The sequence below is a fragment of the Buttiauxella sp. 3AFRM03 genome, from assembly GCF_003675305.1.
Taxonomy (GTDB): domain Bacteria; phylum Pseudomonadota; class Gammaproteobacteria; order Enterobacterales; family Enterobacteriaceae; genus Buttiauxella; species Buttiauxella ferragutiae.
On the sequence record NZ_CP033076.1, the window covers coordinates 1,649,114 to 1,674,391 of the forward strand.

Below are 25,278 nucleotides of genomic sequence, written 5' to 3' on the forward strand. Positions count from 1 at the left end.
AACCGTGCGACATCCCTTTGTCAGCTTGTTAGTTATGTTGGCGGTGCTTGTCACCGCCGGGTGTGGTTTTCACCTGCGTGGCAGCACGCAGGTTCCGGATCAGATGAAAACGATGATCCTGAACTCAAGCGATCCCAACGGCCCACTGACACGTGAGATCCGCTCTCAGTTGCGTCTTAACGGCGTCACGCTTGTGGATGATACCGGAACGGGTGTTCGCAAGGATATTCCTTCCCTGCGTATACTGGGAAGCACGCTTGGCCAGGATACCGCATCCATCTTCCAGGATGGGCGTACCGCGGAATATCAAATGGTGATGACGGTTTCGGCACAAGTGCTGATTCCAGGTCACGATATCTATCCGATTAGCGCCAGAGTGTATAAATCATTCTTTGATAACCCACTGAGTGCTTTGGCAAAAGATGCCGAGCAAGAATTGCTTACCAAAGAAATGTACACCACTGCGGCACAACAGCTGATTCGTAAGCTGATGACGGTACAAGTCGAGGACGTTGCTGAGACTAAAGCTGCCGAGAAACCGGTGACGAGCACGACACCAACGGCATCAACAAGCCGTACGTCGACCACGCTTTCGGCCGCTCCTGGTAGCAAATGATTCGGTTGTACCCTGAACAACTCCGCGCGCAGCTCAATGAAGGGCTGCGCGCGGCGTATCTGTTACTCGGAAACGATCCGCTGTTACTTCAGGAAAGCCAGGATGCGATTCGCCAGACGGCGAGTACCCAGGGCTTTGAAGAACATCATACCGTGCAGATTGATGCCAGCACTGACTGGCAAGATCTGTTCTCAATTTGCCAGGCACTAAGCCTGTTCGCCAGCCGTCAGACTCTGCTGTTGTTGTTACCAGAAAATGGGCCGAACGCGGCGATTAACGCGCAGTTCGAAACGCTGGTGTCCTTGCTGCATGACGATATTCTGCTGCTGGTGCGTGGCAACAAGTTAACCAAGGCTCAGGAAAATGCTTCATGGCTGGCGAAACTGGCCGACCGCAGCGTGACTGTGACCTGCCAGACGCCTGAACAGGCTCAACTTCCACGCTGGGTTTCTCAACGTGCGAAACAGATGAACCTCCAGCTTGATGACGCGGCCAATCAATTGCTGTGTTATTGCTACGAAGGCAACCTGTTGGCGCTTTCGCAGGCGCTGGAGCGTTTGTCGCTGATATGGCCAGATGGAAAGCTTACGCTGCCACGGGTCGAGCAAGCGGTGAATGATGCCGCACACTTCACCCCTTTCCATTGGGTTGATGCGATTTTGGCAGGCAAAAGTAAACGCGCGCTGCATATCCTTCAGCAGTTAAGGCTGGAGGCCAGCGAGCCGGTGATTTTACTGCGTACGCTGCAACGCGAATTACTGCAACTGGTTAACCTGAAACGCCAGTCGGTAAGCACTCCGCTACGCACTTTATTTGACCAGCAACGCGTGTGGCAAAACCGTCGCGCACTGGTCACTGAAGCGCTTAATCGCTTATCGGCGGACCAGCTTTATCAGGCGGTGCGTCTGCTTTGCCAGGTAGAACTGACGCTAAAGCAAGATTATGGACAATCGGTGTGGGCTGAGCTGGAAGGGCTTTCTCTGCTGTTATGTCATAAAGCTCTGGTGGAAATTTTCACTCATGGCTAACAGCGTTTCGCGTTTAACTGCCCTGTATGGTGGGACATTCGACCCTATCCATTACGGGCATTTAAAACCGGTCGAAGCGTTGGCAAAACAGGTGTCACTGCAACAAGTCACTATCATGCCCAACAACGTGCCTCCCCATCGCCCCCAACCGTTGGCGAACAGCCAACAACGTAAAGCTATGGTCGAGCTCGCCATTGCGGGAAAACCACTATTTCGTCTGGATGACCGCGAACTGCAACGTGAAACCCCGTCGTACACGGTTGAAACGCTGGAACAGTTGCGTGCAGAGATTGGCGCGAATCAACCTCTGGCATTTATCGTGGGCCAGGATTCGTTGCTGAACCTGCAACGCTGGCACCGTTGGGAAACATTGCTGACGTTATGCCATCTGCTGGTTTGCCAGCGCCCCGGGTATGCTCTGTCGATGGATACGCCAGAAGAACAGCAGTGGCTTGATAAGCATCAAACCACTTCGGTTGAAGAACTTCACAGCCTGCCTGCGGGGAGAATTTACCTCGCACCAACGCCACTGTACGACATCTCCGCCACCGCCATTCGCCAGCGTTTAGAGCAACACTTGGCTTGCGATGATCTGCTCCCCCCTGCCGTGGCTGAATTTATTCACCAGCACCAGCTTTATTGCTAAGCACGCGCCGCAACGCATCCAGTAATCTGTCGTTATCCGCCGGGCTTTTGATCGCCACGCGATAATAACGCGCATCAAGCCCCGGGTAGTTTGCACAATGGCGAATCAAGATGTTCTCTTTCAACAACGCCTTTTGTAACTCCAGATCCGCAATGTCACAGCGCAGGAAAATATAGTTCGCGCGCGGCGGCCAAACCGTTATTCCTGGCAATGCGTTCAGAGTATTAAAAAGTCGGGGTTGTTCGGTGTTCAGCCAACGATAACTCGCTTCGATATAAGCGCTATCGTTCAGAATAATCTCACCCGCCAGCGCAGCAAACGCGTTTATCGTCCAGGGTTCCCGGTGTTCGCGAATGCACCCAACGGTGGCTGTATCTGCGCTGACCAAATAACCCAGGCGCAGTCCGGCAATAGCAAAAAATTTGGTCAGGGAGCGCAAAACATAAATATTGGGGAAACTCGAAAGCTCAGGGATCAAGCCCGGCTCAGTGGGGATAAAATCGAGAAAAGCTTCATCGACGATGAAAGCAATATTGTTTTCGCGGCAACGCTGCGCAACCGCTAATAACAAAGATCTCTCGAGCAAAAGCCCTGTCGGGTTATTTGGAGTACACAAAAACAGGCAATCCAGCTCAGGGGTTAAAGCTTGCAATAATGATTCATCAGGTTGCCAGCCTTGTGCTTCGGACAAGTGGAAATCCGTTATTTCGCAGCCAATACGGGTTAATGCACGACGATATTCAGCAAAGCCAGGCGTCAGTAATAAAGCCTTTTGTGGGGCAAGTTGCTGAACCAGATTAAAGATCAGTTCTGTTTCGCCATTCCCCGCCAACACCCACTCCTGCGGGACTTGATGATGTTTTGCCAGCGCCTGGTGTAACACACGGTATTCAACATCAGGGTAGCGTTCTGCCAACGCCAGGTTTGCAACGATTGCGCGCTTTAATGAATCCGGCATGCCGAGCGGATTAATATTGGCACTAAAATCGATCAGCGACTCTGCATCCACGCCCATCACCGCTGCCGCTTCAATAATATTGCCACCATGCTGGCTACTGAACGCCATAATTCCCCCAATAAAACTGACTTCGTCACATGAGGCACAATGATACACTTATGCCAGTGTAGCCACAGCCAACGTTTAGGTGAGGAACAAATGAAATTATGGTTAGTTCGCCATGGGCAATCCCAGGCCAATGTAGACGGGTTGTACAGCGGTATTTCTGAAACGCCCCTCACCGAACACGGGGTAAAGCAGGCGCAAGCCATTGGGGATTTACTCAATCAAGTCGCGTTTGAGAAAGTGCTTTGCAGTGAACTGGGGCGTGCCCAACACACGATGCAGCTCATTGTTCAGCAACGCAACATTCCGGTGGTGACTGAGCCGCGTCTTAATGAGATGAATTTTGGTGACTGGGAAATGCAGCATCACCGTGATTTGCAACGCATGGATTCGGAAAACTATGCGGCCTGGTGTAATGACTGGCAGAACGTGGTGCCGAAGAATGGCGAAGGTTTCCAGCTTTTTTCTCAGCGCGTCAGTGAGTTTGCAGCGACGCTCTCCTCACAGCCTAAAGAAAAGAATATTCTGATTGTTAGCCATCAAGGTGTGTTGAGTTTACTTATTTCCACCCTCCTCAATATGCCTCCCGCCTCGATGTGGCATTTCGTTATTGAACAAGGTGCATGGAGCTGCGTTGAAATTCGCGATGGCTTCACCACGCTGAGAACCCTTAATAATCGCGCGATTTACAGTCCGGCATCGTAAGTTGTCTGCGTTACAGTTATCGTCAACCATTGACACTACAGTCCAGGCTGTTATGCTCCGCTGCCATAATTTCCTGCCCGCAAGCATGACTTTCCAAAATAGTTTTACAAAAATGGCGATGCAAACCAGGCCACTCGGTGGGATGATACCCCGCTTTGAGCGCCGCATTGCTGATTTGCCAGTAAGACAGTCCCAGCCAATGGGTTAAATGCGGGCGACATCGAACACACTCTACTTTTCCCAGGGGGAACACTTGCAGGGTAAAGAATTTCAAGATTTCATCGTCGATAAAATTGACGACCTCAAAGGCCAGGACATCGTTGCTTTGGATGTTCAGGGTAAATCAAGCATCACTGACTGCATGATTATCTGTACCGGCACCTCTAACCGTCACGTTATGTCTATCGCTGAACACGTCGTAGAATCATCCCGCAAAGCCGGTTTTGATGCGCTGGGTGTGAAAGGCATTAACGCGACTGACTGGGTAGTTGTTGATCTTGGCGAAGTTATCGTCCATGTGATGCAAGAAGAAAGCCGTCAACTGTACGAACTGGAAAAGCTCTGGGGTTAATGCGTGAAGCTGCAACTAGTCGCAGTCGGCACTAAAATGCCTGACTGGGTACAAACCGGCTTTACCGAGTACCTGCGTCGTTTCCCAAAGGATATGCCTTTTGAACTGGTAGAAATCCCTGCGGGAAAACGCAGCAAAAATGCCGATATCAAACGCATTCTCGAAAAAGAAGGCGAAATGATGTTAGCTGCGGCCGGCAAGGGCAACCGAATTGTCACGCTGGATATCCCGGGGCAACCATGGGATACGCCGCACCTTGCCGTGCAGCTTGAACGCTGGAAACAGGATGGTCGAGATGTCAGCCTGCTGATTGGCGGACCGGAAGGCCTCGCCCCTGCGTGCAAAGCTGCCGCAGAACAAAGCTGGTCGCTGTCGAATCTGACTATGCCCCACCCTTTAGTGCGAGTTCTGGTGGCAGAAAGCCTGTACCGCGCGTGGAGCATCACGACAAACCATCCTTATCACCGTGAGTAAATATCGTCAGGTAGAACAAAGCTGCGGATGAAATTACAGAATTCTTTTCGTGACTATACAGCTGAGTCTGCGCTTTTTGTGCGCCGGGCGCTGGTCGCGTTTCTTGGTATTTTGGTGTTAAGCGGTGTGCTTGTCGCCAACCTTTATAATTTGCAAATCGTCCGTTTCACCGACTACCAAACTCGTTCTAATGAAAACCGCATAAAACTGGTTCCAATCCCTCCTAGCCGCGGCATCATCTATGACCGCAACGGCACCCCACTGGCACTTAACCGCACCATTTATCAGGTTGAAATGATGCCAGAGAAAGTGGATGACGTGCAGGCAACACTGGAGGCTTTACGCTCAGTGGTGGATTTAACCGATGATGATATTGCCAACTTTAAGAAAGAGCGATCGCGCTCGCATCGCTTTACATCAATTCCGGTCAAAACCAACCTCACCGAAGTACAGGTTGCGCGTTTTGCCGTGAATCAGTACCGCTTCCAGGGCGTGGAAGTGAAAGGCTATAAACGCCGCTACTACCCGTACGGCTCAGCGTTGACGCACGTCATTGGCTATGTTTCTAAAATCAACGATAAAGACGTTGAGCGCCTCGATAAAGACGGCAAACTGGCAAACTACGCCTCAACGCATGACATCGGTAAGCTGGGCATCGAACGCTATTACGAAGATGTTCTGCATGGCCAAACTGGTTATGAAGAAGTTGAAGTGAACAACCGTGGCCGTGTGATTCGCCAGCTCAAAGAAGTACCACCGCAGGCCGGGCACGATATTTATCTGACTATCGACCTTAAACTACAGAATTACATTGAAACCTTGCTGGCGGGAAGCCGTGCCGCAGTGGTGGTCACCGACCCGCGCACTGGCGGTATTCTGGCGCTGGTTTCCATGCCAAGTTATAACCCGAACCTGTTTGTCGATGGCATTTCAAGCAAAGACTATTCCGGTTTATTAAATGACCCGAATACACCGCTGATCAATCGCGCCACACAAGGGGTTTACCCTCCTGCTTCTACGGTAAAACCGTATATGGCGGTGTCCGCATTAAGCGCAGGGGTGATCACCCGCAATACTACGTTATTTGACCCAGGCTGGTGGCAGTTGCCAGGTTCTGAAAAACGCTATCGTGACTGGAAAAAATGGGGCCACGGCCGCCTGAATATCACCAAAGCACTGGAAGAATCTGCTGATACCTATTTCTACCAGGTTGCCTATGACATGGGCATCGACCGCATGGGTGAGTGGATGCGCAAGTTTGGTTATGGGCATTACACAGGTATCGATCTGTCTGAAGAACGAGCCGGTAACATGCCAACCCGTGAATGGAAACAGAAGCGGTTTAAGAAACCGTGGTATCAGGGTGACACCATTCCTGTCGGTATCGGCCAGGGTTACTGGACGGCAACGCCAATCCAGATGAGTAAAGCGATGATGATTCTGATTAACGATGGCATCGTCCGCGTACCTCATTTCTTGATGAGCACCGTTGAAAACGGCAAGCAAGTGCCGTGGCAGCAGCCGGTACAACCGCCGGTCGGCGACATCCACTCTGGTTTCTGGGAAATCGCCAAAGACGGGATGTATGGCGTTGCGAACCGTCCTAACGGTACCGCTCATAAATATTTCGCCAATGCCCCGTATAAAGTGGCGGCGAAGTCAGGGACCGCGCAGGTGTTTGGCCTGAAAGCTAACGAAACCTACAATGCGCACAAAATTGCTGAACGCTTACGCGACCATAAATTAATGACGGCGTTTGCGCCTTACGACAATCCAAAAGTTTCCGTCACCATGATTCTGGAAAACGGCGGTGCAGGCCCCGCTGTAGGCACCATCATGCGCCAGATTCTCGACCATATCATGCTCGGGGATGACAACACGGTACTGCCTGATGAAGCACCCGCGCCAGCAGGTGCAGAGGATCAATAACCATGACTGATAATCCAAACAAAAAGTCGTTCTGGGATAAAATCCATATCGATCCGCTCTTCCTGGTGACCATTCTGGCGCTGCTTATTTTTAGTGCGCTGGTTATCTGGAGTGCCAGTGGCCAGGATATGGACATGATGGAGCGTAAAATCGGCCAGATCCTGATGGGACTGGTGGTGATGATCGTGATGGCTCAAATCCCGCCCCGCGTTTACGAGGGCTGGGCTCCGTACTTGTACATCGTCTGTATCATCTTGCTGGTCGCGGTGGATGCGTTTGGGGCAATATCCAAAGGTGCTCAACGCTGGCTAGACCTCGGTGTCGTGCGCTTCCAGCCATCCGAAATAGCCAAAATTGCTGTCCCCTTGATGGTCGCTCGCTTTATCAACCGTGACGTTTGTCCACCTACGCTTAAAAACACCGGTATCGCGCTGATATTAATTTTCATGCCGACGCTGTTGGTTGCTGCTCAGCCCGATCTCGGGACCTCGATTCTGATCGCCGCATCCGGCCTGTTCGTTCTGTTCTTATCGGGTATGAGCTGGAAACTTATCGGTATTGCCGTGCTGTTGGTTGCCGCATTTATTCCAATTTTGTGGTTCTTCCTGATGCACGATTATCAACGCGCTCGCGTAATGATGCTGCTTGATCCGGAAACTGACCCTCTCGGCGCGGGCTATCACATTATTCAGTCTAAAATTGCTATTGGCTCTGGTGGGCTGCGCGGCAAAGGCTGGTTGCACGGAACACAGTCACAGCTTGAATTTTTACCCGAACGCCACACTGACTTTATCTTCGCGGTTCTTGCCGAAGAGTTAGGTCTGGTCGGTGTTTTAGTCTTGCTGGCGCTCTACCTGCTACTCATCATGCGTGGCCTTGTGATCGCCGCTCGCGCGCAAACAACATTTGGCAGAGTTATGGCTGGTGGCCTAATGTTGATTTTATTCGTATATGTGTTTGTTAACATTGGTATGGTTAGTGGTATCTTACCGGTGGTCGGAGTACCTTTGCCGCTGGTGAGTTACGGGGGCTCGGCACTCATTGTTCTGATGGCCGGGTTTGGTATCGTGATGTCGATACATACCCACAGAAAAATGTTATCAAAAAGCGTGTAAGTTGATGAGGTGGGTAATGGTAAAGCGTTGGCTTGGGATCTGTGTAGTGGCTGCATTACTGGCTGGCTGCTCGTCTGATGACGGCGACCAACAGCAAGTGAACCAGCAACCGCAACCCGCGGTGTGTAATGGCCCGGTGGTTGAAATCAGCGGCGCAGACCCGCGTTTCGAACCGTTGAATCCTTCGGTAAACCAGGATTACGAAAATAACGGTAAGAAATACAAAATCGTGCAAAACCCGGCCAACTTCAGCCAGGCCGGTCTTGCTGCCATTTATGACGCAGAACCAGGCAGCAATTTGACTGCATCTGGCGAAACCTTTGATCCCTCAGCGTTGACGGCAGCACACCCGACACTGCCTGTTCCGAGTTATGCGCGAATCACTAACCTCGCAAATGGCCGAATGGTTATTGTGCGTATTAATGACCGTGGCCCATACGGCAATGACCGTGTGATTTCATTGTCTCGCGCCGCAGCTGACCGCCTGAACACCTCGAACAATACTAAAGTCCGTATCGACCCGATTCTGGTGGCGCAAGATGGCACCATGTCAGGCCCGGGTACGGTCTGTACGACCGTTGCCAAACAAACCTATGCCCTACCCGCTCGACCGGATTTAAACACCGGTATGGGGGGAGCAACTTCTGCGCCTGTTGATGCACCTCAGGGTGACGTTCGCGCCATTAGTAATTCTACATTACAGAGTGAAGATACAACTGGTGCTCCTGTGAGCAACAGTGGTTTTCTCGGCGCGGCAACCCCACTCGCGGCTGGCGTAATTGAAAGCGATCAGCCTGCGCCCGCTGTATCAGTCACACCAGTTCAGCCCGTTACTGTTCAACAAAGCGCACCGGTTACCGCCCCAGGTTCCGTTCAGGGTAGCACACAGGCTGCTGTTCCTGCTGCCAGCGGCCACTACGTAGTTCAGGTGGGAGCGGTCAGTGACCAGACTCGTGCTAACCAATGGCAGCAAAAACTTAGCCAGCAGTTTGGCGTACCGGGTAAGGTTTCCAGTAATGGGGCGATGTTCCGTGTACAACTTGGGCCATTTAACAGCAAAGGCGAAGCTGCCGCACTGCAACAACGCCTGATGAGCGAAGCCCAACAACAATCTTTCATCACTAACGCACCCGCTATGTAAGTGATTATGTCTGGCATCCGCTGTGCGTCAGTTAGTGTAAATTCCATTAACAAATGATGCGCAAAGACGGATGCCAGCAAAAATCGCTTTTGCTATAGTAAGGCACTTTTTTTTATTCCTATCATGGATGTCGTTGTTCTAATCATGAATACAGCCCCTTCTTTTCGTTTTGTTAAACGCCTGGCGCTAACAACTGCCCTCACTCTTTCGGGGATGGCTGTTGCACACGCTGACGACCTGAACATTAAAACCATGATCCCGGGCGTGCCGCAGATTGATGCTGAAGCGTACATCCTGATCGATTACAACTCAGGCAAAGTCCTCGCAGAATCCAATGCTGACGCGCGCCGTGATCCTGCTAGTTTGACCAAAATGATGACCAGCTACGTCATCGGTCAGGCGATGAAAGCCGGTAAATTTAACGAAAGCTCCATTGTGACCGTTGGACAAGATGCATGGGCAACCGGTAACCCGGTATTTAAAGGCTCATCATTGATGTTCCTGAAACCAGGCATGCAAGTTCCCGTTTCCAAACTGATTCGCGGTATCAACCTGCAATCCGGTAACGATGCTTCCGTGGCAATGGCCGATTTCGTGGCGGGTAGCCAGGAATCGTTCGTCGGTCTGATGAACAGCTATGTTTCTGCTCTTGGCCTGAAAAACACCCATTTCGGGACAGTACACGGCCTCGATGCTGAAGGTCAGTACAGCTCTGCGCGTGATATGGCGTTGATCGGCCAGGCACTGATTCGTGACGTGCCAAACGAATACGCTATCTATAAAGAAAAAGAGTTCACCTTCAATAATATCCGCCAGACTAACCGTAACGGTTTACTGTGGGATACCAGCCTGCAAGTTGACGGCATCAAAACCGGTCATACTGATGCCGCGGGTTATAATCTGGTCGCTTCTGCCACCGAAGGCCAGATGCGCCTGATTTCGGCAGTGCTCGGTGGGCGCACCTACAAAGGCCGCGAAACAGAAAGCAAGAAACTGCTGACCTGGGGTTTCCGCTTCTTTGAGACAGTTTCTCCATTGAAAGCCGGCAAAGAGTTTGCCTCAGAACCTGCCTGGTTCGGCGATAACGACCGTGCATCGTTAGGGGTTGATAAAGACGTCTACCTGACAATCCCACGTGGCCGTATGAAAGACCTGAAAGCCAGTTATGTGCTGAACACCACCGAACTGCACGCGCCGCTGCAAAAGAACCAGGTTGTCGGAACCATCAATTTCCAACTGGATGGCAAGACTATCGAACAGCGTCCGCTGGTCGTACTTCAGGAAATGCCGGAAGGTAACTTCTTCAGTCGAATCATTGATTACATCAAACTGATGTTCCACCATTGGTTTGGTTAATAATTGAACACTTGAAAGTGTAGAAGTCATCCCCATATACTATGAATCAAAGCAACTCCCGCCCCTGCTGGCGGGAGTTATCATTTTTAATGCCGTAACGCTGGAGCTACCATGAAAACCAATCTGAAAGAATTGCTCGAATTCCCGACTTCATTTACTTACAAAGTAATGGGTCTGGCGAAACCTGAGCTGGTTGATTTGGTCGTTGAGGTGGTGCAGCGCCACGCACCTGGTGACTACACCCCGCAGGTTAAACCGAGCAGCAAAGGTAATTACCATTCTGTCTCGATTACCATTAATGCGACCCACATTGAGCAAGTTGAAACGCTGTACGCAGAACTGGGTAATATTGAAATCGTTCGTATGGTATTGTGATTCGCCACCCGGCCTGCTGGCCGGGTACTGCTTTTCCCGCTGTGATATACTCCCACAACTTTCTAACCTGCCGGAGACGATGTTTTGTCTCAAGATACTATTCAAATCCGCCAACTAGGCCTACAGCCCTACGAGCCTATCTCACAGGCGATGCATGACTTTACCGATACCCGTGATGAAACCACCGCCGATGAAATTTGGCTGGTAGAACACGAGCGCGTATTTACACAAGGCCAGGCAGGGAAAGCGGAACATGTACTGGTTCCCGGAGATATCCCTGTCATCCAAAGTGATCGCGGTGGCCAGGTGACGTATCACGGGCCGGGTCAGCAAGTGATGTATGTGCTGCTTAATTTGAAACGCCGCAAACTGGGCGTGCGGGAACTGGTCACTATCCTTGAGCAAACGGTAGTTAACACACTCGCAGAATTGGGAATAGAAGCCTATCCTCGCGCCGATGCGCCTGGCGTCTATGTTGATGGGCGTAAAATTTGCTCGCTGGGTCTACGCATCCGCAAAGGATGCTCTTTCCACGGGTTAGCATTGAATATTGATATGGATCTGAGTCCTTTTTTACGAATCAATCCATGTGGTTACGCTGGTCTTGAAATGACCCAAGTGAGTTCATTACGTCCAGGAGCATCACTGGAAGATGTTCAACCATTGCTGATCAATAACTTTATTGCCCTGCTCGATAATCCACCAGTTAAATATCTAACTGTATGATATTAATTATTATGGCGACTGCATCTTAAACCGGTGCAGTTTTCACTGTGACATTATTCAGCATCGCTTTACTTTATGATTAGTTTTGTATAACTTCCCCTGACTAAATAACCACCTTACCTTTTATATTCATATGTAAATATATCGACCATTAATATATAACAGCAATCACTTAAGACATTGATTTGGTAAATGTATAATTCCATTTATAATTAATTTTTAATATGGTTCACACCTAATACATCACTGTCATTAATGCATAATTAAATAATATAATCTGAATGGAATTAAGAGTTAGTTCACCAAAGAGAAACATTTCATGGACAGATATGAAAAAAATCATCACCCAACTTTCAAAGCATTACGAAATATTGATCTTAATTTATTAACAATTTTCGAAGCAGTCTACATTCATAAAGGGATCGTCAATGCAGCTAAAGTGTTAAATTTAACACCTTCGGCTATCAGTCAATCCATCCAAAAATTGAGGTCAACATTCCCTGACCCACTGTTTATCCGTAAGGGGCAAGGTGTCACACCTACAGCCTATGCTGCACATTTGCATGAATATATTAGCCAGGGATTTGAATCGATCCTGTGCGCCTTAGATATCAACAATAATTACGAAAAAGAGCGCATTATCACCGTCGCGTGCTCACCCACATCAGGCGCACTATTGATGCCACGAATCTATTCGGCCATTCAGAAAGTGAATCCGAAATTATCTGTTCGCAATGTGCCAGTGGCAGAACGCCAGTTATCACAATTTCAGGCTGATATTGCTATCGATAATCGTCACCATCATGGCCCCGGAATCAATAGCCACAAATTGTTTGATGACCGCCTGGTTGCGGTATGTCGCCACGATCACCCTAATGCAGAATCAATTTTCTCCGCCAATGATATTCACGGAATCAATTATACATTTTTGATTATGCAGGAAGAGTTGTTGGCCGATACTCGCCAACTGATTAATGAGCTCTTACCAAACCGCCAAATCACATTTAGCAGCTATAACCTCTTAGCCATCGTTTCAATGCTCAGCACCAGCGATCTCATTGGCTTTATGCCATACAAAATATTTGAAATGTTTTCTCACCATTTCGGACTTAAAACGGTTGAATGTGAGAGATTATCGGCCATTCCTCTGGGCACTACCATGCACTTCAACAAACTCAGCTCGCGCGATGCAATACTGCAAGAAGTCATCGACGCGATCATTCACGAATTTGAGAAAGTGTAGACATCCCGGCCTCGCGGCTTTCGCTGCGGGGTCAGCTTGCCAATTGTTAACGTAAAAAAGCGCACAATCCAACAAACCATTTACAATTCTTTCCCCATTTACTGCTCTGCCAGGCTGATTTATTCCCCCCAGTGATGGTATACTGCGCGCGCTATTAAAAAATAGTTGATAAATAAAACACTCGATTAGCCTGATTTTTTTTCAGCAACTGGAACACGTACGATATGAGTAAACCCATTGTAATGGAACGCGGCGTCAAGTACCGCGACGCCGATAAAATGGCTCTGATCCCGGTTAAAAACGTGGTGACCGAGCGCCAGGAGCTGTTAAGAAAACCAGAATGGATGAAGATCAAACTTCCATCTGATTCGACCCGAATTCAGGGTATCAAAGCGGCAATGCGTAAAAATGGTCTGCACTCGGTGTGTGAAGAAGCTTCCTGTCCTAACCTGGCAGAATGTTTCAACCACGGAACGGCAACCTTTATGATCCTGGGCGCAATTTGTACACGCCGCTGCCCGTTCTGCGATGTTGCTCATGGCCGCCCTGTCGCGCCAGACGCCAACGAACCCGCTAAACTTGCCCAAACCATTGCTGACATGGCGTTGCGCTATGTAGTTATCACGTCTGTAGACCGTGATGACCTGCGCGATGGAGGTGCCCAGCATTTCGCCGATTGCATCAGTGCAATTCGCGAGAAAAACCCAACGATCAAAATTGAAACGTTGGTACCGGATTTCCGCGGACGCATGGACAAAGCGTTAGAGATCCTCACCGCCACACCACCAGATGTGTTCAACCACAACCTGGAAAACGTACCGCGTATTTATCGTAAAGTACGCCCGGGTGCTGACTACAACTGGTCTCTGAAACTGCTTGAGCGTTTTAAAGAAGCGCACCCGGATATCCCAACTAAATCTGGATTAATGGTAGGTTTAGGCGAAACGAATGAAGAGATTGTGGAAGTGATGCGCGATCTCCGTCGTCACGGCGTCACGATGTTGACGCTTGGTCAATATTTGCAGCCAAGCCGCCATCACTTACCTGTGCAGCGTTATGTTAGCCCGGATGAGTTCGAAGAGATGAAAGCGGAAGCGCTGGCGATGGGCTTTACCCATGCAGCTTGCGGCCCATTTGTACGTTCTTCTTACCATGCAGACCTGCAGGCTAAAGGCATGGAAGTCAAATAACGATGTAACAAATCGTTACTTATGATTTGCAGATGACAAAAAAACCGGCTCATAAAAGGCCGGTTTTTTTATATCTGTCCGTGAAAGCTGAGTCTTGCTCAGTCTTTGTGCGTAATACGGTCCGCTGCTGCATCTGTATTGTTGGCAGACTTCGCGCCGGTCTCGTCTTCATTCATGGCTTTCTTGAAGCCTTTGATTGCCGCGCCGAGGTCGCCACCGAGTGTACGCAACTTCTTGGTGCCAAATAACAAAACAATCAGCGCACCAACCACCAACAACTTAGTAATACTAATCTCACCCATAGCAACCTTCTTTAATCATGCATGCCGTGAATACGGCGAATCATACACTGAGACAATTAACGGTCATTTTCTCGTGCTATACAATAGCAACCTGTAACAAGTTGAATCAAGACCTGGTCAAAAAATAATCACAGCAGTTGTGGATAAGCAAAACGTCGGTTTTTCAACACCGGTAACATGGCTCGCACATTGGCAAGATGCTGCCTTTCCAGTTCAGCATATATCAACGTCGGCTGCAGATTTGCAGCTGCAATCACAACGCCAAGCGGATCAACAACCTGGCTGTGGCCAATGTTTTTATTACCACACTCACCAGCAGCAACAACATAGCAAGTAGTATCAAGCGCTCGAGCGGCAAGAAGAGTGGACCAGTGCATTTCTTTGTTTGGGCCACGCAACCAGGCAGCTGGCAGAACTAACACTTCCGCCCCCGCTAATGCCAGACTTAAAGCCATCTCTGGAAAGCGTACATCGTAACAGGTCATTAAGCCTACTTTAAAGCCAGCGATCTCAATCACTGGCGGCAAACTTTCTCCCGCATCAACCAGCCGGGATTCTTGCACGTTAAACGCATCGTAAAGATGAAGCTTCTTATAACGGGCTATCACCTCACCACCGCGAATCGCCAGCAAAGTATTGGCCGCTCGCCCAGGCGTGGTTTTGATGTGCAGTGTCAGGATTGTGGTCAGTTGGTCATCACGGCTTTGTGAACAAAGCTGCTCAATAAAGGCTTCGTTCATCGTTTGTGCCGATTTGACCGACAAATCGGGGTCATTGTCATCTCGTGCCAGCACAGCCTCGGGCAACACCAGTAATTGTGCTCCCGCGCCGTTGGCCTGAGCCATAAACCCAAGACAGGTTTGTACGTTCTCCTGCCAGTCTTTACTCACTGCAAACTGCCCTACGGCAACTTTCATTGTGGTTTCCCAAAAGGTCGCGAATATTTTCAGTATACCCGGTGTGAAACGTCCCGTACTGACGTTACACTCATTCTCTTGCGCATTAGATCGAACAGGAAAACATCGTGTTACAGATGCTATTAGCCGTGTTTATTGGCGGCGGGACGGGCAGCGTTGCGCGCTGGTTGCTCAGTATGAGATTCAACCCGGTGCATGCCGCTATTCCAGTTGGAACATTGGTCGCCAACCTGGTAGGCGCATTTATTATCGGCCTCGGCCTGGCCTTGTTCACCAGAATGACTCATCTCGACCCAGTGTGGAAATTGTTGATCACCACCGGTTTTTGCGGTGGCCTGACGACATTTTCAACCTTTTCGGCTGAAGTGGTATTCCTGCTACAGGACGGGCGTCTGACATGGGCAGGATTAAACATGCTACTGAACCTCGCCGGTTCATTGACGATGACCGCCATCGCATTTTGGTTAGTTTCATTGGCATACGGCCACTAATTAGTAGCACGTTAAGGTTAGCTTAATTTTCGTCTGCCACTCTGTTTGAAAAATAGCGTGGGGCAAATAATGACGAAACAACGTGTTGCTGAGTGGACTGCGGTGCTGATAAGCACGCTAATTGTGGTGAGCTTTGTGAAAGTTTATCTATTTTACTGAATTTAAAGCAAAAAAAACCCGCCTTAGCGGGTTTTTATATTCTACTGGTAATGCCTTAGATAGGCATTACGTTTGCAGCAGATGGGCCTTTGGCACCGTTAGTGATTTCAAACTCAACGCGCTGACCTTCAGCCAGGGTTTTGAAACCATTGCTCTGGATTGCAGAGAAGTGTACGAACACGTCTTTGCTACCATCTTCCGGAGTAATGAAGCCAAAGCCTTTTGACTCGTTAAACCACTTAACGTTACCTTTAATCTTAGACATCTAAATTACCTTTACATGAAAAACGACACAAATGCTGTGTCGAACACCAGTACACCAATTGTGATGGATTTTGTCCAGCCCAGATTAGCTAAAAAGTGAGAAAAATTGCTACCTCTTTTAAAAAGTGTGCAGCAGCCCGTATTTTCAAACAATAGATAGAAAACATATGGGTTTGGATTGATTCTGGCCTATACCGCCGCTCAGAATTGGAAGCGTAGCCAGGCGAAGTAAACGTTACCGTTGTTGTAAGTTCCAGGGATATAGGTCATCTGGAAGGTCGCCGGGCCATATCCTACAGATGCCAAAGGCAGGATCACCGGCAGTGGAATGTAGTTCCAGTTATCACGAGCGGTAACACCGAGTGTATAGCCTAGCCCTATGTGGAAATTATCATCCGTCAGCGGGCGCCAGGTTTTCTCCCATCCGTAACCACCAATTGGCTCCCATTTGTTAAAGGAATCTTTAAACATCATCAAATACAAGCCATGCCAGTTCCCGCTGTCATCCCATCGCGTTTGTCCGAACCCAAGGCCCCATGGTCGTTCGTTATATTTCTCTATTTTTTCCTCGTCGTATGCGAAGCGCGCATGCCAGGTTATCGCCGGAATAAACAAATCATAGTGTTGTGGTTCATTCCACGTCTGTGAAACGTTATCAGTCAATGTATTCCAGGCATTGCCCAGCAGACTAGTTTGATTTGCCATTGCAGCTGGTACTTCCCTTATTGGAACCAGCAAAATAATAAAAAGAATCACTCGTTTATTTGTTAAAGCCACGTTAATTTCCGCATCAAAACTCAATAGCTAATTTAACAAATTTTATGTTAACTACAGCTAAATAAGCTGCGGGTAAAATCCGAAAACACGGGCCTGGTTATCGGTTATTAATAGAACAATTGCTTCGACAAATAGATAACGCATATCAATAAGTAAATGTCATAATTGCAGCTCGGCCAACAAAAGCACCATGGCAGTGGAATCAAGCTCGCTAAATTTTGATGCTTATCAGAACTCGTCGCCTGTGATTCAGGCAGATTGACACCGCTTTCGCAGACGGCTTTAAAGCCGTTATTTTTTATTTTTCTGGCATGGCGTTACGTTCAGGTACGGCCAACAGATGCCGACGACCAAACGCAACAGGGGGCTTTAATGCTAACTACGATTGAATTACTTATTGGGGTGATAGTGATTGTTGGTGTAGCTCGCTACATCATCAAAGGCTACTCCGCGACCGGCGTATTATTTGTCGGTGGTTTAATATTACTGATTATTAGTGCCTTAATGGGCCACAAAGTTTTACCTGCCAGTGCTGAAAGTACCGGTTACACCGCAACCGATATTGTCGAATATGTCAAAATCTTGCTGATGAGCCGTGGTGGCGATCTCGGCATGATGATCATGATGCTGTGTGGTTTTGCCGCATATATGACCCATATTGGTGCTAACGACATGGTCGTTAAGCTCGCATCAAAACCATTGAAATTAATTAACTCACCTTACATTCTGATGATCGCTGCGTATTTCGTGGCTTGTCTGATGTCACTGGCGGTCTCTTCTGCGACTGGCCTGGGTGTATTGCTGATGGCAACATTGTTCCCGGTAATGGTGAACGTCGGGATTAGCCGTGGCGCTGCGGCGGCAATTTGTGCCTCCCCTGCTGCAATCATTCTCTCTCCAACCTCTGGCGATGTGGTGCTGGCGGCGAAAGCTGCGGAAATGACATTGGTTGATTTTGCCTTTAAAACTACCGTGCCAATTTCTATTGCCGCAATTATTGCCATGGCGATTGCCCACTTCTTCTGGCAACGCTACCTGGATAAAAAAGAGAACATCAGCCATGAAATGCTCGATGTCAGCGAAATCCAGACTACTGCTCCTTCTTTCTATGCCATTCTGCCATTTACGCCAATTATTGGTGTGTTGATTTTCGACGGTAAATGGGGCCCACAACTACACATCATTACCATTTTGGTTATCTGTATTCTGATTGCGGCAATCATTGAATTCTTCCGTGGTTTCAACACACAGAACGTCTTCTCCGGGCTGGAGGTTTGCTATCGCGGTATGGCTGATGCCTTCGCCAACGTGGTGATGTTGTTGGTGGCGGCAGGTGTCTTCGCCCAGGGTCTCAGCACCATCGGCTTTATCCAGAGCCTGATATCCATTGCCACCTCGTTTGGCTCGGCAAGTATCATTCTGATGCTGGTGTTAGTCGTTCTCACCATGTTAGCTGCCATGACCACCGGTTCAGGTAACGCCCCGTTCTATGCCTTTGTTGAGATGATCCCTAAACTGGCTCACTCCTCTGGCATCAACCCTGCGTATCTGGCGATCCCAATGTTGCAAGCATCCAACCTGGGCCGTACCATTTCTCCGGTTTCCGGCGTGGTTGTGGCCGTTGCAGGTATGGCAAAAATTTCCCCATTTGAAGTCGTTAAACGTACCTCAGTACCGATTGCGGTAGGTCTGGTGGTGGTCATTATTGCCACTGAAATCCTCGTGCCTTCTGCTGCCGTTGTTGTTGGCGGCTAAAAGCACTTCGCTCACAGTGCCCGATAGGTGCGCTGTGGGCGTCCTACCTTGCCATAAACTATTTCGGCCATAATTTGCTGGCGGCTGGCACAAAACTCCAGATAACGTCGCGCCGTGGTACGGCTCAGTTTTAACGCTTCAGCCACGGTTTCCGCAGTGTGGCGAGCTTCCGGGTCAGTAAACAGCAGCTGCACTTTCTCCAGCGTCAGCTCATCAATCCCCACCGGCAACACCTCTTTTTGCTCCCCGCGCGCATAGGCATTGAACATATCGTCAATCTGCCGCTGGCTGGCACTGGCACTGTTCGCCAGCATCTGCATTCGCTGCTGATAGCGCTCCAGTGTTTGCTCAAGGCGTTCGTAGGCAATAGGCTTAACCAGATAATCAAACACCCCGCCGCGCACCGCATCGGATACGGTATCCATATCACTTGCAGCCGTCGTAAAGACCACTCCGCCAGGGAAGCGCGCCTGAGCCAGTTCTTGCAGAAGCGTAATTCCGCGGCCATCGGGCAAATAGTTATCCAGCAAAATCAAATCAGGCTTAAATCGCTCAATCATCATTCTGGTTTGCGCCAGATTCCCCGCCAGCCACACTTGCCCGCAATGGGGCATTTGACGAATAAACTCCGCATGCATTTCCGCCAGCGCTGTTTCGTCTTCAACAATCAGAATCGTAATAGGTTGCGTCATTGCTCTTTTTCACTTTCGGTATAAAAACAGAAAATAAAGAACCGCTGGGTTGGTTGTCTTCCAGCGTAATTACCCCGCCACAGCGACTGACATAACTGACTATCAGATATAACCCAATGCCGTGTGCGTCCTTGTTATCAGTTTTGGTGCTGACACCTTGCTCAAAAATAGCTTCACGTAACGTCTCGGGCACGCCACAGCCCTGGTCGGCCACTTCAATTATCACCTCCGATCCTTCATCGCTCAGATAGAGTTCGACAATGTTATTGCTGCGTGAATTTTTCAGGCTGGCATCAAAAGCGTTATCCAGTAAATTGCCGACAATAGCCGAAAACTCAGTGCTATCCAGCCCTTCCGGAAGCGCCGATAACTGGCTGCCAGGCACAATATTTAATACCAGCCCCAGTTCACGCGCCCGCTGAGACTTACCAAACAACAGGCCAGCCACCTGGCGGTCATTTATCTCACTGCGCAGATAATCGATAAGCTCTTGCTGCGCCTGAGACTCCCCTTTCACCATCTCAAGCACCCGGTCATATTCCTTCATTTGCAGCAGGCCGCTGAGCGTCGACATCCAGTTTAAATGTTCATGACGCAGCGTTCGCAGGCTCTCCACATACTGTTTAATTTGGGTGAGCTGCGCATTCAGCGTGCTGATTTCGTCTTTGCTGCGGAAGCTGACAATCGCGCCTGCGGGTGCCGCATGGCCGGAATGAATCACCCCGCGATTGGCAATCACACTCAGCCCGTTAAAAGTACAAATCACGTCCTGGCGTGCTTCGGCAATCTTTTCAGTGAAAAAACTCGCCGGATGCACCACATCAGATATTGGTTTCCCCAGCCACTGGCGGCCTGGTGAACGCAACCCGAGCATTTTACGGGCATTGCGATTAATCGCCGTGATAAGCCCATCGCTATCGACGGCGATCAAGCCTTCAAATACCGAGCCAAACAGCGCCTCTTGTTGGCGCACCACGCGCGCAATCTGGCGTGGCTCCATCCCCAGCATCTGCCTGCGGATATGGGAAGAAAACAACCAGGAGAGCAGCATCAGAACAATCAGGATAACCACAAAAACACCGGCGAGCGGCAGCAGGAAATCCAGACGCCAGCTATCAATTTTACTGACCAGATAACCGAGCGACACCACGCCAATCACTTTGCCGTGCTCGTCAAAGATTGGCGTCTTGGCGCGCATCGCCATGCCAATCGAACCTTCGCCAGTAATAAAGTAGCTCTCACCTTTTTCCAGCGCACCAGGCTTGGTCCACTGCATCGGGTAGCCAATTTTTTCTGGGTTCGGGTGAAAAAGACGAATGGAATGGCTGTCGCCAATCACGACATAATCAAAATCAGAACCGGTGGATAATTTGCCAACAATCACGGCGAGGTGTGCGCTGTCTCTGTTTTTGACCGCCGTAATAAGACTGTCGTTCGAGGCGATAATCCGCGCCTGATTCATCGCCATATCGCGCACATGTTCGAGGAGATAATCTTCAAAACTTGCTGTTAAATACTTGCCCAGTGCAGCAATCAATAAAGTCGATACCAGTAACAGCAGTAAAAAGATTCTTAATGGGAAAGCAATTTTTTGAAAAAATCGCAATACGCCAATCTTTTCTGTTCCCGGCATTGATTTTCCTTTTTCTGGCGTTCGACAAATGTAATGAAATTGTTTCTAAAACCGCGAAATTAATAAAATCGATCGTCACAGATTCAGAACATTAAATCAATTAAACAAATAAAAACCACGTCACAACTTGCGAAGAAATTAATTAAATAAATAAAAACCATTAAGTCTATTTAAATCAGGTAACCCTTTGTGAAACAGTTCAAAACCTGGCGAACAAATACCCCTTACGATCTTCCCCACAGCAGAAAAAATGCTGAAAAGCTCAATTGAAAATAAAACGTTATAAGTTGCAACAAATATACTCAAACAAGGAAGTCACCACTCATGTTTGGCAATACCGTGTTCGCCCAGGTTAAACGCGCCGAAAATATAAAAATGTCCGCTATCACGCACTTCCTGCGTGAAAATGACCTGAGCATTGATACGACGGTAGAAGTCTTTATTACGGTCACTCGCGACGATAAACTTATCGCCTGCGGAGGCATTGCTGGAAATATAATTAAATGCGTGGCAATCGACGAATCTGTACGCGGTGAAGGGCTGGCGCTCACCCTGGCAACAGAATTAATTAATCTCGCCTACGAACGGCAATGCCCACACCTGTTTATCTACACCAAAACACAGAACGAAGCGTTATTTAAGCAATGTGGTTTTTACACCATCACCAGCGTGCCAGGCATGATGGTACTGATGGAAAATAGCGCCACACGCCTGCAACGTTACGCCAGTTATTTAACCACACTGCGCCAGGCTGGCAGCAAAATTGGCTGCATCGTGATGAATGCCAATCCCTTTACTCACGGCCATCGTTATTTAATTCAGAAAGCCGCAGAACAGTGCGACTGGCTGCATGTTTTCCTGGTGAAAGAGGATACCTCGCGCTTCCCGTACGAAGACCGCCTGGCACTGGTGCGTTCCGGCACCGCCGAAATTAAAAAACTCACCGTCCATCGAGGCTCAGAGTACATCATTTCCCGCGCGACATTCCCTTGTTACTTCATCAAAGAACAGGGCGTGCTCAACCATTGCCACACCGAAATCGACCTGAAAATTTTCCGTCAGTATCTGGCCCCAGCACTCGGTATTACCCACCGTTTCGTCGGTACCGAACCGTATTGCGAAGTCACCGCCACCTACAACAAAGACATGCGCCACTGGCTGGAAACTCCATCGCTCCCCGCTCCGCCGATTGAACTGGTGGAAATTGAACGTCTGCAATATCACGGCATGGCGATTTCCGCCTCGTGGGTACGCAAGCTACTGGTGAAGAAAGACTTTGCCGCCATCGACATTCTGGTTCCCGAAGTCACTCGCGACTACTTAGAACGCATGCTCGCTGCCCGCCCGCAAAACAGCGTGGGCGGGCAACTGGAATCCACATTAACAGGTGAAAAATGAACATTACTCATGCAGCCGTTGCCGGCACCCTGGAGTCTGGCGATGTGATGATCCGCATCGCACCACTCGATACACAAGAGATCGACCTGCAAATCAGCAGCAACGTTGAAAAACAGTTTGGCGAAGCCATACGCGCCACGGTGCTGGAGATCCTCGCTCGCCATCAGGTTAAAGGCGTGCAACTGATTCTTGACGACAAAGGCGCGCTGGACTGCATTCTGCGCGCCCGTCTGGAAACCCTGCTGGTTCGCGCAAGCGATATCACCGCCCTGCCATGGGAGAAAAACCTATGACGCCGGAACAAAAGAACCGCACCCGCCGCAGCATGTTATTTGTGCCGGGTGCCAATGCGGCGATGGTCAGCAACGCCTTTATTTATCAGGCCGATGCGCTGATGTTCGATCTGGAAGACTCAGTTATCCTGCGCGAAAAAGACGCCGCCCGCCGTCTGGTTTTCCACGCGTTGCAACACCCGCTGTATCAGGATGTGGAAACCATCGTGCGCGTGAATCCACTTGATTCCGAATATGGCGTGGCCGACCTGGAAGCCGTGGTGCGCGGCGGTGCCGACATTGTGCGCCTGCCAAAAACCGACACCGCACAAGACGTCATTGATACCGAAAGTGAAATCGCGCGCATTGAAGCCGCATGTGGCCGCGAACCCGGTAGCACCGGAATTCTGGCCGCCATTGAATCCCCGCAAGGTATCACTCAGGCAGTGGCAATTGCCCATTCATCCACACGCTTGATTGGTATCGCGCTGGGTGCGGAAGATTATGTGCGCAACCTGCGCACCGAACGTTCCCCCGAAGGTATCGAACTGTTATTTGCCCGTTGTTCCATTCTGCAAGCCGCCCGCGCGGCGGGGATTCAGGCCTTCGACACCGTCTATTCCGATGCCAATAACGAAGCCGGATTTTTGCACGAAGCGGCGCATATCAAACAACTGGGTTTCGACGGCAAATCGCTGATCAACCCGCGCCAGATTGAGCTGTTACACAACCTCTACGCCCCGACGCAAAAAGAAGTCGATCACGCCAACGCAGTGGTGGAAGCCGCCGAAGCCTCCGCCCGTGAAGGCCGTGGCGTGGTGTCGCTGAACGGAAAAATGGTCGACAGCCCGGTTATCGAACGTGCTCGTCTGGTGTTATCTCGCGCCGCACTTTCCGGCATTCGTGAAGAATAAGGCAAAAAAATGACGCAGAAACAAGAACGTATTGCCGCCTGGAGTCGCCGCAGTGAAAGCGATTTACCGGCTTATAAGAATGTCTCGAAACTGAATTTGCAGGCGCAAAAACCGCGCACCAAAAAGCTGTGTAATTCGCTGGAAGAGGCGATTCGCCGCTCAGGCCTGCACGACGGTATGACGATTTCCTTCCACCACGCGTTTCGTGGCGGTGACCTGACGCTGAACAGCGTAATGGCGACCATCGCCAGCATGGGCTTTAAAAACCTGACGCTGGCCTCAAGTTCACTGAGCGATTGCCATGCGCCATTAATCGAGCATATCCGCAATAACGTGGTGACGCGTATTTACACCTCTGGTTTGCGCGGCCCGCTGGCAGAAGAAATCTCACGTGGCCTGCTGGCAGAACCGGTGCAAATCCACTCCCATGGCGGACGTGTACAACTGGTGAAAAGCGGCGAGCTAAAAATCGATGTCGCTTTCCTTGGCGTTCCATCGTGCGATGAATTCGGCAATGCTAATGGCTACACCGGCAAAGCCTGCTGCGGTTCGCTGGGCTACGCCAAAGTCGATGCCGAAAACGCCCGTCAGGTGGTGTTGCTAAGCGAAGCGCTGCTGCCCTACCCGCACAACCCCGCCAGTATCATGCAGGATCAGGTCGATTTGATCGTACAGGTTGAGCAAGTGGGCGATGCCGACAAAATCGGTGCCGATGCCACACGCATGACCTCCAACCCGCGTGAATTGCTCATCGCGCGTACTGCGGCAGATGTTGTCGTCAATTCCGGCTACTTCAAAGAAGGTTTTTCCCTGCAAACCGGGACCGGGGGCGCTTCACTGGCGGTGACCCGTTTTCTGGAAGACAAAATGCGCAGCCGCAACATTCATGCAGGCTTTGCCCTTGGTGGCATCACCGCAACGATTGTCGATCTGCATGAAAAGGGGCTGATTAAAAAACTGCTCGATGTGCAGAGTTTTGACCGCACCGCCGCCGAATCGCTGGCTCGTAACCCTAATCACATTGAAATCAGCGCCAATCAGTACGCCAACTGGGGCTCGAAAGGCGCATCAGTCGACCGCCTGGATGTGGTGGTGTTGAGCGCGCTGGAAGTCGATACCCAATTTAACGTCAATGTGCTGACCGGTTCCGACGGCGTGTTGCGCGGCGCTTCCGGCGGGCATTGCGATACCGCCGTTGCCGCCGCCCTTTCCATTATTGTCGCCCCGCTGGTGCGTGGCCGAATCCCTACGCTGGTCGATAACGTCCTGACCTGCATCACACCGGGTTCCAGCGTCGATATTCTGGTTACCGATCACGGTATTGCCGTCAACCCTGCGCGCCCTGAACTGACAGAACGCCTGAAAGAAGCCGGCATGAAAATCGTCACCATCGAGTGGTTGCGCGAGCGGGCGCAAATCCTCACCGGCTTCCCCAAAGCGATTGAATTTACCGACCGCGTAATCGCCGTGGTGCGTTACCGCGATGGCTCGGTGATTGATGTTGTGCATCAGGTGAAGGGGTAAAT

Annotated in this window: 27 protein-coding genes; 20 read left to right on the plus strand and 7 right to left on the minus strand. The window is 50.0% G+C overall.

Going from position 1 to position 25,278, the window contains the following annotated elements:
- The first annotated feature begins 34 nt into the window (after positions 1-34).
- Genes lptE through nadD form a run of 3 tightly spaced genes read left to right on the plus strand, consistent with a single transcriptional unit; the run spans position 35 to position 2,290 of the window.
- A complete protein-coding gene (gene lptE, locus D8682_RS09205; RefSeq protein ID WP_370090868.1) occupies positions 35-616 on the plus strand; it encodes an LPS assembly lipoprotein LptE in 582 nt (193 codons plus the stop codon).
- On the plus strand, positions 613-1,644 hold the full coding sequence (holA, locus tag D8682_RS09210; protein WP_064548710.1) for a DNA polymerase III subunit delta: 1,032 nt from the start codon (positions 613-615) through the stop codon (positions 1,642-1,644). The genes lptE and holA overlap by 4 nt, the downstream gene beginning before the upstream one ends.
- Positions 1,637-2,290: a nicotinate-nucleotide adenylyltransferase gene (gene nadD, locus D8682_RS09215; protein ID WP_121814118.1), complete on the plus strand. Its 654-nt coding sequence runs from the start codon at positions 1,637-1,639 to the stop codon at positions 2,288-2,290. The genes holA and nadD overlap by 8 nt, the downstream gene beginning before the upstream one ends.
- Here nadD and cobD read toward each other — a convergent pair.
- Positions 2,262-3,359 carry a threonine-phosphate decarboxylase CobD gene (cobD, locus tag D8682_RS09220; protein WP_121815668.1) on the minus strand — a complete coding sequence of 366 codons (1,098 nt, stop codon included), beginning with the start codon at positions 3,357-3,359 and terminating at the stop codon, positions 2,262-2,264. The genes nadD and cobD overlap by 29 nt on opposite strands.
- 87 nt (positions 3,360-3,446) lie before the next feature.
- Here cobD and D8682_RS09225 point away from each other — a divergent pair, with 87 nt between their 5' ends.
- The 11 genes from D8682_RS09225 to lipA all read left to right on the plus strand — a co-directional run bounded on the left by D8682_RS09225 (position 3,447) and on the right by lipA (position 14,178).
- Positions 3,447-4,058 (plus strand): adenosylcobalamin/alpha-ribazole phosphatase, encoded by a 612-nt coding sequence (locus D8682_RS09225; protein ID WP_121815669.1) that lies wholly within the window; start codon positions 3,447-3,449, stop codon positions 4,056-4,058.
- Between the two features lie 253 nt (positions 4,059-4,311).
- Positions 4,312-4,629, plus strand: coding sequence for a ribosome silencing factor (gene rsfS, locus D8682_RS09230; protein ID WP_034493995.1), 318 nt, complete (start codon positions 4,312-4,314; stop codon positions 4,627-4,629).
- A gap of 3 nt (positions 4,630-4,632) precedes the next feature.
- Positions 4,633-5,103, plus strand: a complete 471-nt coding sequence (rlmH, locus tag D8682_RS09235; protein ID WP_034456714.1) for a 23S rRNA (pseudouridine(1915)-N(3))-methyltransferase RlmH — start codon at positions 4,633-4,635, stop codon at positions 5,101-5,103.
- Between the two features lie 27 nt (positions 5,104-5,130).
- Entirely contained in the window at positions 5,131-7,032 is a 1,902-nt protein-coding gene (gene mrdA, locus D8682_RS09240; RefSeq protein ID WP_121814119.1) for a peptidoglycan DD-transpeptidase MrdA, read from the plus strand.
- A gap of 2 nt (positions 7,033-7,034) precedes the next feature.
- A complete protein-coding gene (gene mrdB / locus D8682_RS09245) occupies positions 7,035-8,147 on the plus strand; it encodes a peptidoglycan glycosyltransferase MrdB (protein ID WP_064548720.1) in 1,113 nt (370 codons plus the stop codon).
- 16 nt (positions 8,148-8,163) lie between these two features.
- Positions 8,164-9,288 (plus strand): endolytic peptidoglycan transglycosylase RlpA, encoded by a 1,125-nt coding sequence (rlpA, locus tag D8682_RS09250; protein WP_121814120.1) that lies wholly within the window; start codon positions 8,164-8,166, stop codon positions 9,286-9,288.
- Positions 9,289-9,432: 144 nt separating this feature from the next.
- On the plus strand, positions 9,433-10,644 hold the full coding sequence (dacA, locus tag D8682_RS09255) for a D-alanyl-D-alanine carboxypeptidase DacA (RefSeq protein ID WP_064548783.1): 1,212 nt from the start codon (positions 9,433-9,435) through the stop codon (positions 10,642-10,644).
- A gap of 111 nt (positions 10,645-10,755) precedes the next feature.
- Entirely contained in the window at positions 10,756-11,019 is a 264-nt protein-coding gene (gene ybeD / locus D8682_RS09260; RefSeq protein WP_064548724.1) for a DUF493 family protein YbeD, read from the plus strand.
- Positions 11,020-11,103: 84 nt separating this feature from the next.
- On the plus strand, positions 11,104-11,745 hold the full coding sequence (lipB, locus tag D8682_RS09265) for a lipoyl(octanoyl) transferase LipB (protein WP_121814121.1): 642 nt from the start codon (positions 11,104-11,106) through the stop codon (positions 11,743-11,745).
- A 319-nt stretch (positions 11,746-12,064) separates the two neighbouring features.
- On the plus strand, positions 12,065-12,988 hold the full coding sequence (locus D8682_RS09270; protein WP_064548728.1) for a YbeF family transcriptional regulator: 924 nt from the start codon (positions 12,065-12,067) through the stop codon (positions 12,986-12,988).
- A gap of 224 nt (positions 12,989-13,212) precedes the next feature.
- Complete coding sequence (gene lipA, locus D8682_RS09275) at positions 13,213-14,178, plus strand: lipoyl synthase (RefSeq protein WP_064548730.1); 966 nt, start codon at positions 13,213-13,215, stop codon at positions 14,176-14,178.
- A 98-nt stretch (positions 14,179-14,276) separates the two neighbouring features.
- On the opposite strand, the gene tatE is transcribed toward lipA, so the two are convergent.
- Both tatE and D8682_RS09285 read right to left on the minus strand, forming a co-directional pair.
- Complete coding sequence (gene tatE / locus D8682_RS09280; protein ID WP_064548732.1) at positions 14,277-14,480, minus strand: twin-arginine translocase subunit TatE; 204 nt, start codon at positions 14,478-14,480, stop codon at positions 14,277-14,279.
- 128 nt (positions 14,481-14,608) lie between these two features.
- Positions 14,609-15,397, minus strand: coding sequence for a deaminated glutathione amidase (locus tag D8682_RS09285; protein ID WP_121814122.1), 789 nt, complete (start codon positions 15,395-15,397; stop codon positions 14,609-14,611).
- Positions 15,398-15,504: 107 nt separating this feature from the next.
- Here D8682_RS09285 and crcB point away from each other — a divergent pair, with 107 nt between their 5' ends.
- The gene (gene crcB / locus D8682_RS09290) at positions 15,505-15,888 is read left to right on the plus strand and encodes a fluoride efflux transporter CrcB (RefSeq protein WP_121814123.1); all 384 of its coding nucleotides are present in this window, start codon (positions 15,505-15,507) and stop codon (positions 15,886-15,888) included.
- A 214-nt stretch (positions 15,889-16,102) separates the two neighbouring features.
- Here crcB and cspE read toward each other — a convergent pair whose 3' ends face one another.
- A complete protein-coding gene (gene cspE / locus D8682_RS09295) occupies positions 16,103-16,312 on the minus strand; it encodes a transcription antiterminator/RNA stability regulator CspE (RefSeq protein WP_004100146.1) in 210 nt (69 codons plus the stop codon).
- A 200-nt stretch (positions 16,313-16,512) separates the two neighbouring features.
- Complete coding sequence (gene pagP / locus D8682_RS09300) at positions 16,513-17,088, minus strand: lipid IV(A) palmitoyltransferase PagP (RefSeq protein ID WP_083963440.1); 576 nt, start codon at positions 17,086-17,088, stop codon at positions 16,513-16,515.
- A gap of 372 nt (positions 17,089-17,460) precedes the next feature.
- On the opposite strand from pagP, the gene dcuC reads away from it, so the two are divergent.
- Positions 17,461-18,843, plus strand: a complete 1,383-nt coding sequence (gene dcuC, locus D8682_RS09305) for an anaerobic C4-dicarboxylate transporter DcuC (protein ID WP_064548739.1) — start codon at positions 17,461-17,463, stop codon at positions 18,841-18,843.
- Between the two features lie 11 nt (positions 18,844-18,854).
- On the opposite strand, the gene dpiA is transcribed toward dcuC, so the two are convergent.
- Positions 18,855-19,535, minus strand: a complete 681-nt coding sequence (dpiA, locus tag D8682_RS09310) for a two-component response regulator DpiA (protein WP_064548740.1) — start codon at positions 19,533-19,535, stop codon at positions 18,855-18,857.
- On the minus strand, positions 19,504-21,168 hold the full coding sequence (gene dpiB, locus D8682_RS09315; RefSeq protein WP_121814124.1) for a sensor histidine kinase DpiB: 1,665 nt from the start codon (positions 21,166-21,168) through the stop codon (positions 19,504-19,506). The genes dpiA and dpiB overlap by 32 nt, the downstream gene beginning before the upstream one ends.
- A gap of 324 nt (positions 21,169-21,492) precedes the next feature.
- Here dpiB and citC point away from each other — a divergent pair, with 324 nt between their 5' ends.
- Genes citC through citF form a run of 4 tightly spaced genes read left to right on the plus strand, consistent with a single transcriptional unit; the run spans position 21,493 to position 25,276 of the window.
- Entirely contained in the window at positions 21,493-22,566 is a 1,074-nt protein-coding gene (gene citC / locus D8682_RS09320) for a [citrate (pro-3S)-lyase] ligase (RefSeq protein WP_121814125.1), read from the plus strand.
- Positions 22,563-22,859 (plus strand): citrate lyase acyl carrier protein, encoded by a 297-nt coding sequence (citD, locus tag D8682_RS09325; RefSeq protein WP_121814126.1) that lies wholly within the window; start codon positions 22,563-22,565, stop codon positions 22,857-22,859. Before citC ends, citD begins: the two co-directional genes overlap by 4 nt.
- The gene (locus D8682_RS09330; protein WP_064548749.1) at positions 22,856-23,752 is read left to right on the plus strand and encodes an aldolase/citrate lyase family protein; all 897 of its coding nucleotides are present in this window, start codon (positions 22,856-22,858) and stop codon (positions 23,750-23,752) included. Before citD ends, D8682_RS09330 begins: the two co-directional genes overlap by 4 nt.
- A 9-nt stretch (positions 23,753-23,761) precedes the next feature.
- The gene (gene citF / locus D8682_RS09335) at positions 23,762-25,276 is read left to right on the plus strand and encodes a citrate lyase subunit alpha (RefSeq protein WP_121814127.1); all 1,515 of its coding nucleotides are present in this window, start codon (positions 23,762-23,764) and stop codon (positions 25,274-25,276) included.
- The last annotated feature ends 2 nt before the right edge of the window (positions 25,277-25,278 follow it).

Coding starts and splice junctions, on each gene's coding strand:
- nadD (WP_121814118.1), top strand. CDS start 1,637: ATGGCTAACAGCGTTTCGCGTTTAACTGCCCTGTATGGTGGGACATTC.
- dacA (WP_064548783.1), top strand. CDS start 9,433: ATGAATACAGCCCCTTCTTTTCGTTTTGTTAAACGCCTGGCGCTAACA.
- rlpA (WP_121814120.1), top strand. CDS start 8,164: ATGGTAAAGCGTTGGCTTGGGATCTGTGTAGTGGCTGCATTACTGGCT.
- D8682_RS09330 (WP_064548749.1), top strand. CDS start 22,856: ATGACGCCGGAACAAAAGAACCGCACCCGCCGCAGCATGTTATTTGTG.
- ybeD (WP_064548724.1), top strand. CDS start 10,756: ATGAAAACCAATCTGAAAGAATTGCTCGAATTCCCGACTTCATTTACT.
- dcuC (WP_064548739.1), top strand. CDS start 17,461: ATGCTAACTACGATTGAATTACTTATTGGGGTGATAGTGATTGTTGGT.
- cspE (WP_004100146.1), bottom strand. CDS start 16,312: ATGTCTAAGATTAAAGGTAACGTTAAGTGGTTTAACGAGTCAAAAGGC.
- lptE (WP_370090868.1), top strand. CDS start 35: ATGTTGGCGGTGCTTGTCACCGCCGGGTGTGGTTTTCACCTGCGTGGC.
- mrdA (WP_121814119.1), top strand. CDS start 5,131: ATGAAATTACAGAATTCTTTTCGTGACTATACAGCTGAGTCTGCGCTT.
- D8682_RS09270 (WP_064548728.1), top strand. CDS start 12,065: ATGGACAGATATGAAAAAAATCATCACCCAACTTTCAAAGCATTACGA.
- citC (WP_121814125.1), top strand. CDS start 21,493: ATGTTTGGCAATACCGTGTTCGCCCAGGTTAAACGCGCCGAAAATATA.
- dpiA (WP_064548740.1), bottom strand. CDS start 19,535: ATGACGCAACCTATTACGATTCTGATTGTTGAAGACGAAACAGCGCTG.
- tatE (WP_064548732.1), bottom strand. CDS start 14,480: ATGGGTGAGATTAGTATTACTAAGTTGTTGGTGGTTGGTGCGCTGATT.
- lipA (WP_064548730.1), top strand. CDS start 13,213: ATGAGTAAACCCATTGTAATGGAACGCGGCGTCAAGTACCGCGACGCC.
- D8682_RS09285 (WP_121814122.1), bottom strand. CDS start 15,397: ATGAAAGTTGCCGTAGGGCAGTTTGCAGTGAGTAAAGACTGGCAGGAG.
- D8682_RS09225 (WP_121815669.1), top strand. CDS start 3,447: ATGAAATTATGGTTAGTTCGCCATGGGCAATCCCAGGCCAATGTAGAC.
- dpiB (WP_121814124.1), bottom strand. CDS start 21,168: ATGCCGGGAACAGAAAAGATTGGCGTATTGCGATTTTTTCAAAAAATT.
- holA (WP_064548710.1), top strand. CDS start 613: ATGATTCGGTTGTACCCTGAACAACTCCGCGCGCAGCTCAATGAAGGG.
- citD (WP_121814126.1), top strand. CDS start 22,563: ATGAACATTACTCATGCAGCCGTTGCCGGCACCCTGGAGTCTGGCGAT.
- citF (WP_121814127.1), top strand. CDS start 23,762: ATGACGCAGAAACAAGAACGTATTGCCGCCTGGAGTCGCCGCAGTGAA.
- mrdB (WP_064548720.1), top strand. CDS start 7,035: ATGACTGATAATCCAAACAAAAAGTCGTTCTGGGATAAAATCCATATC.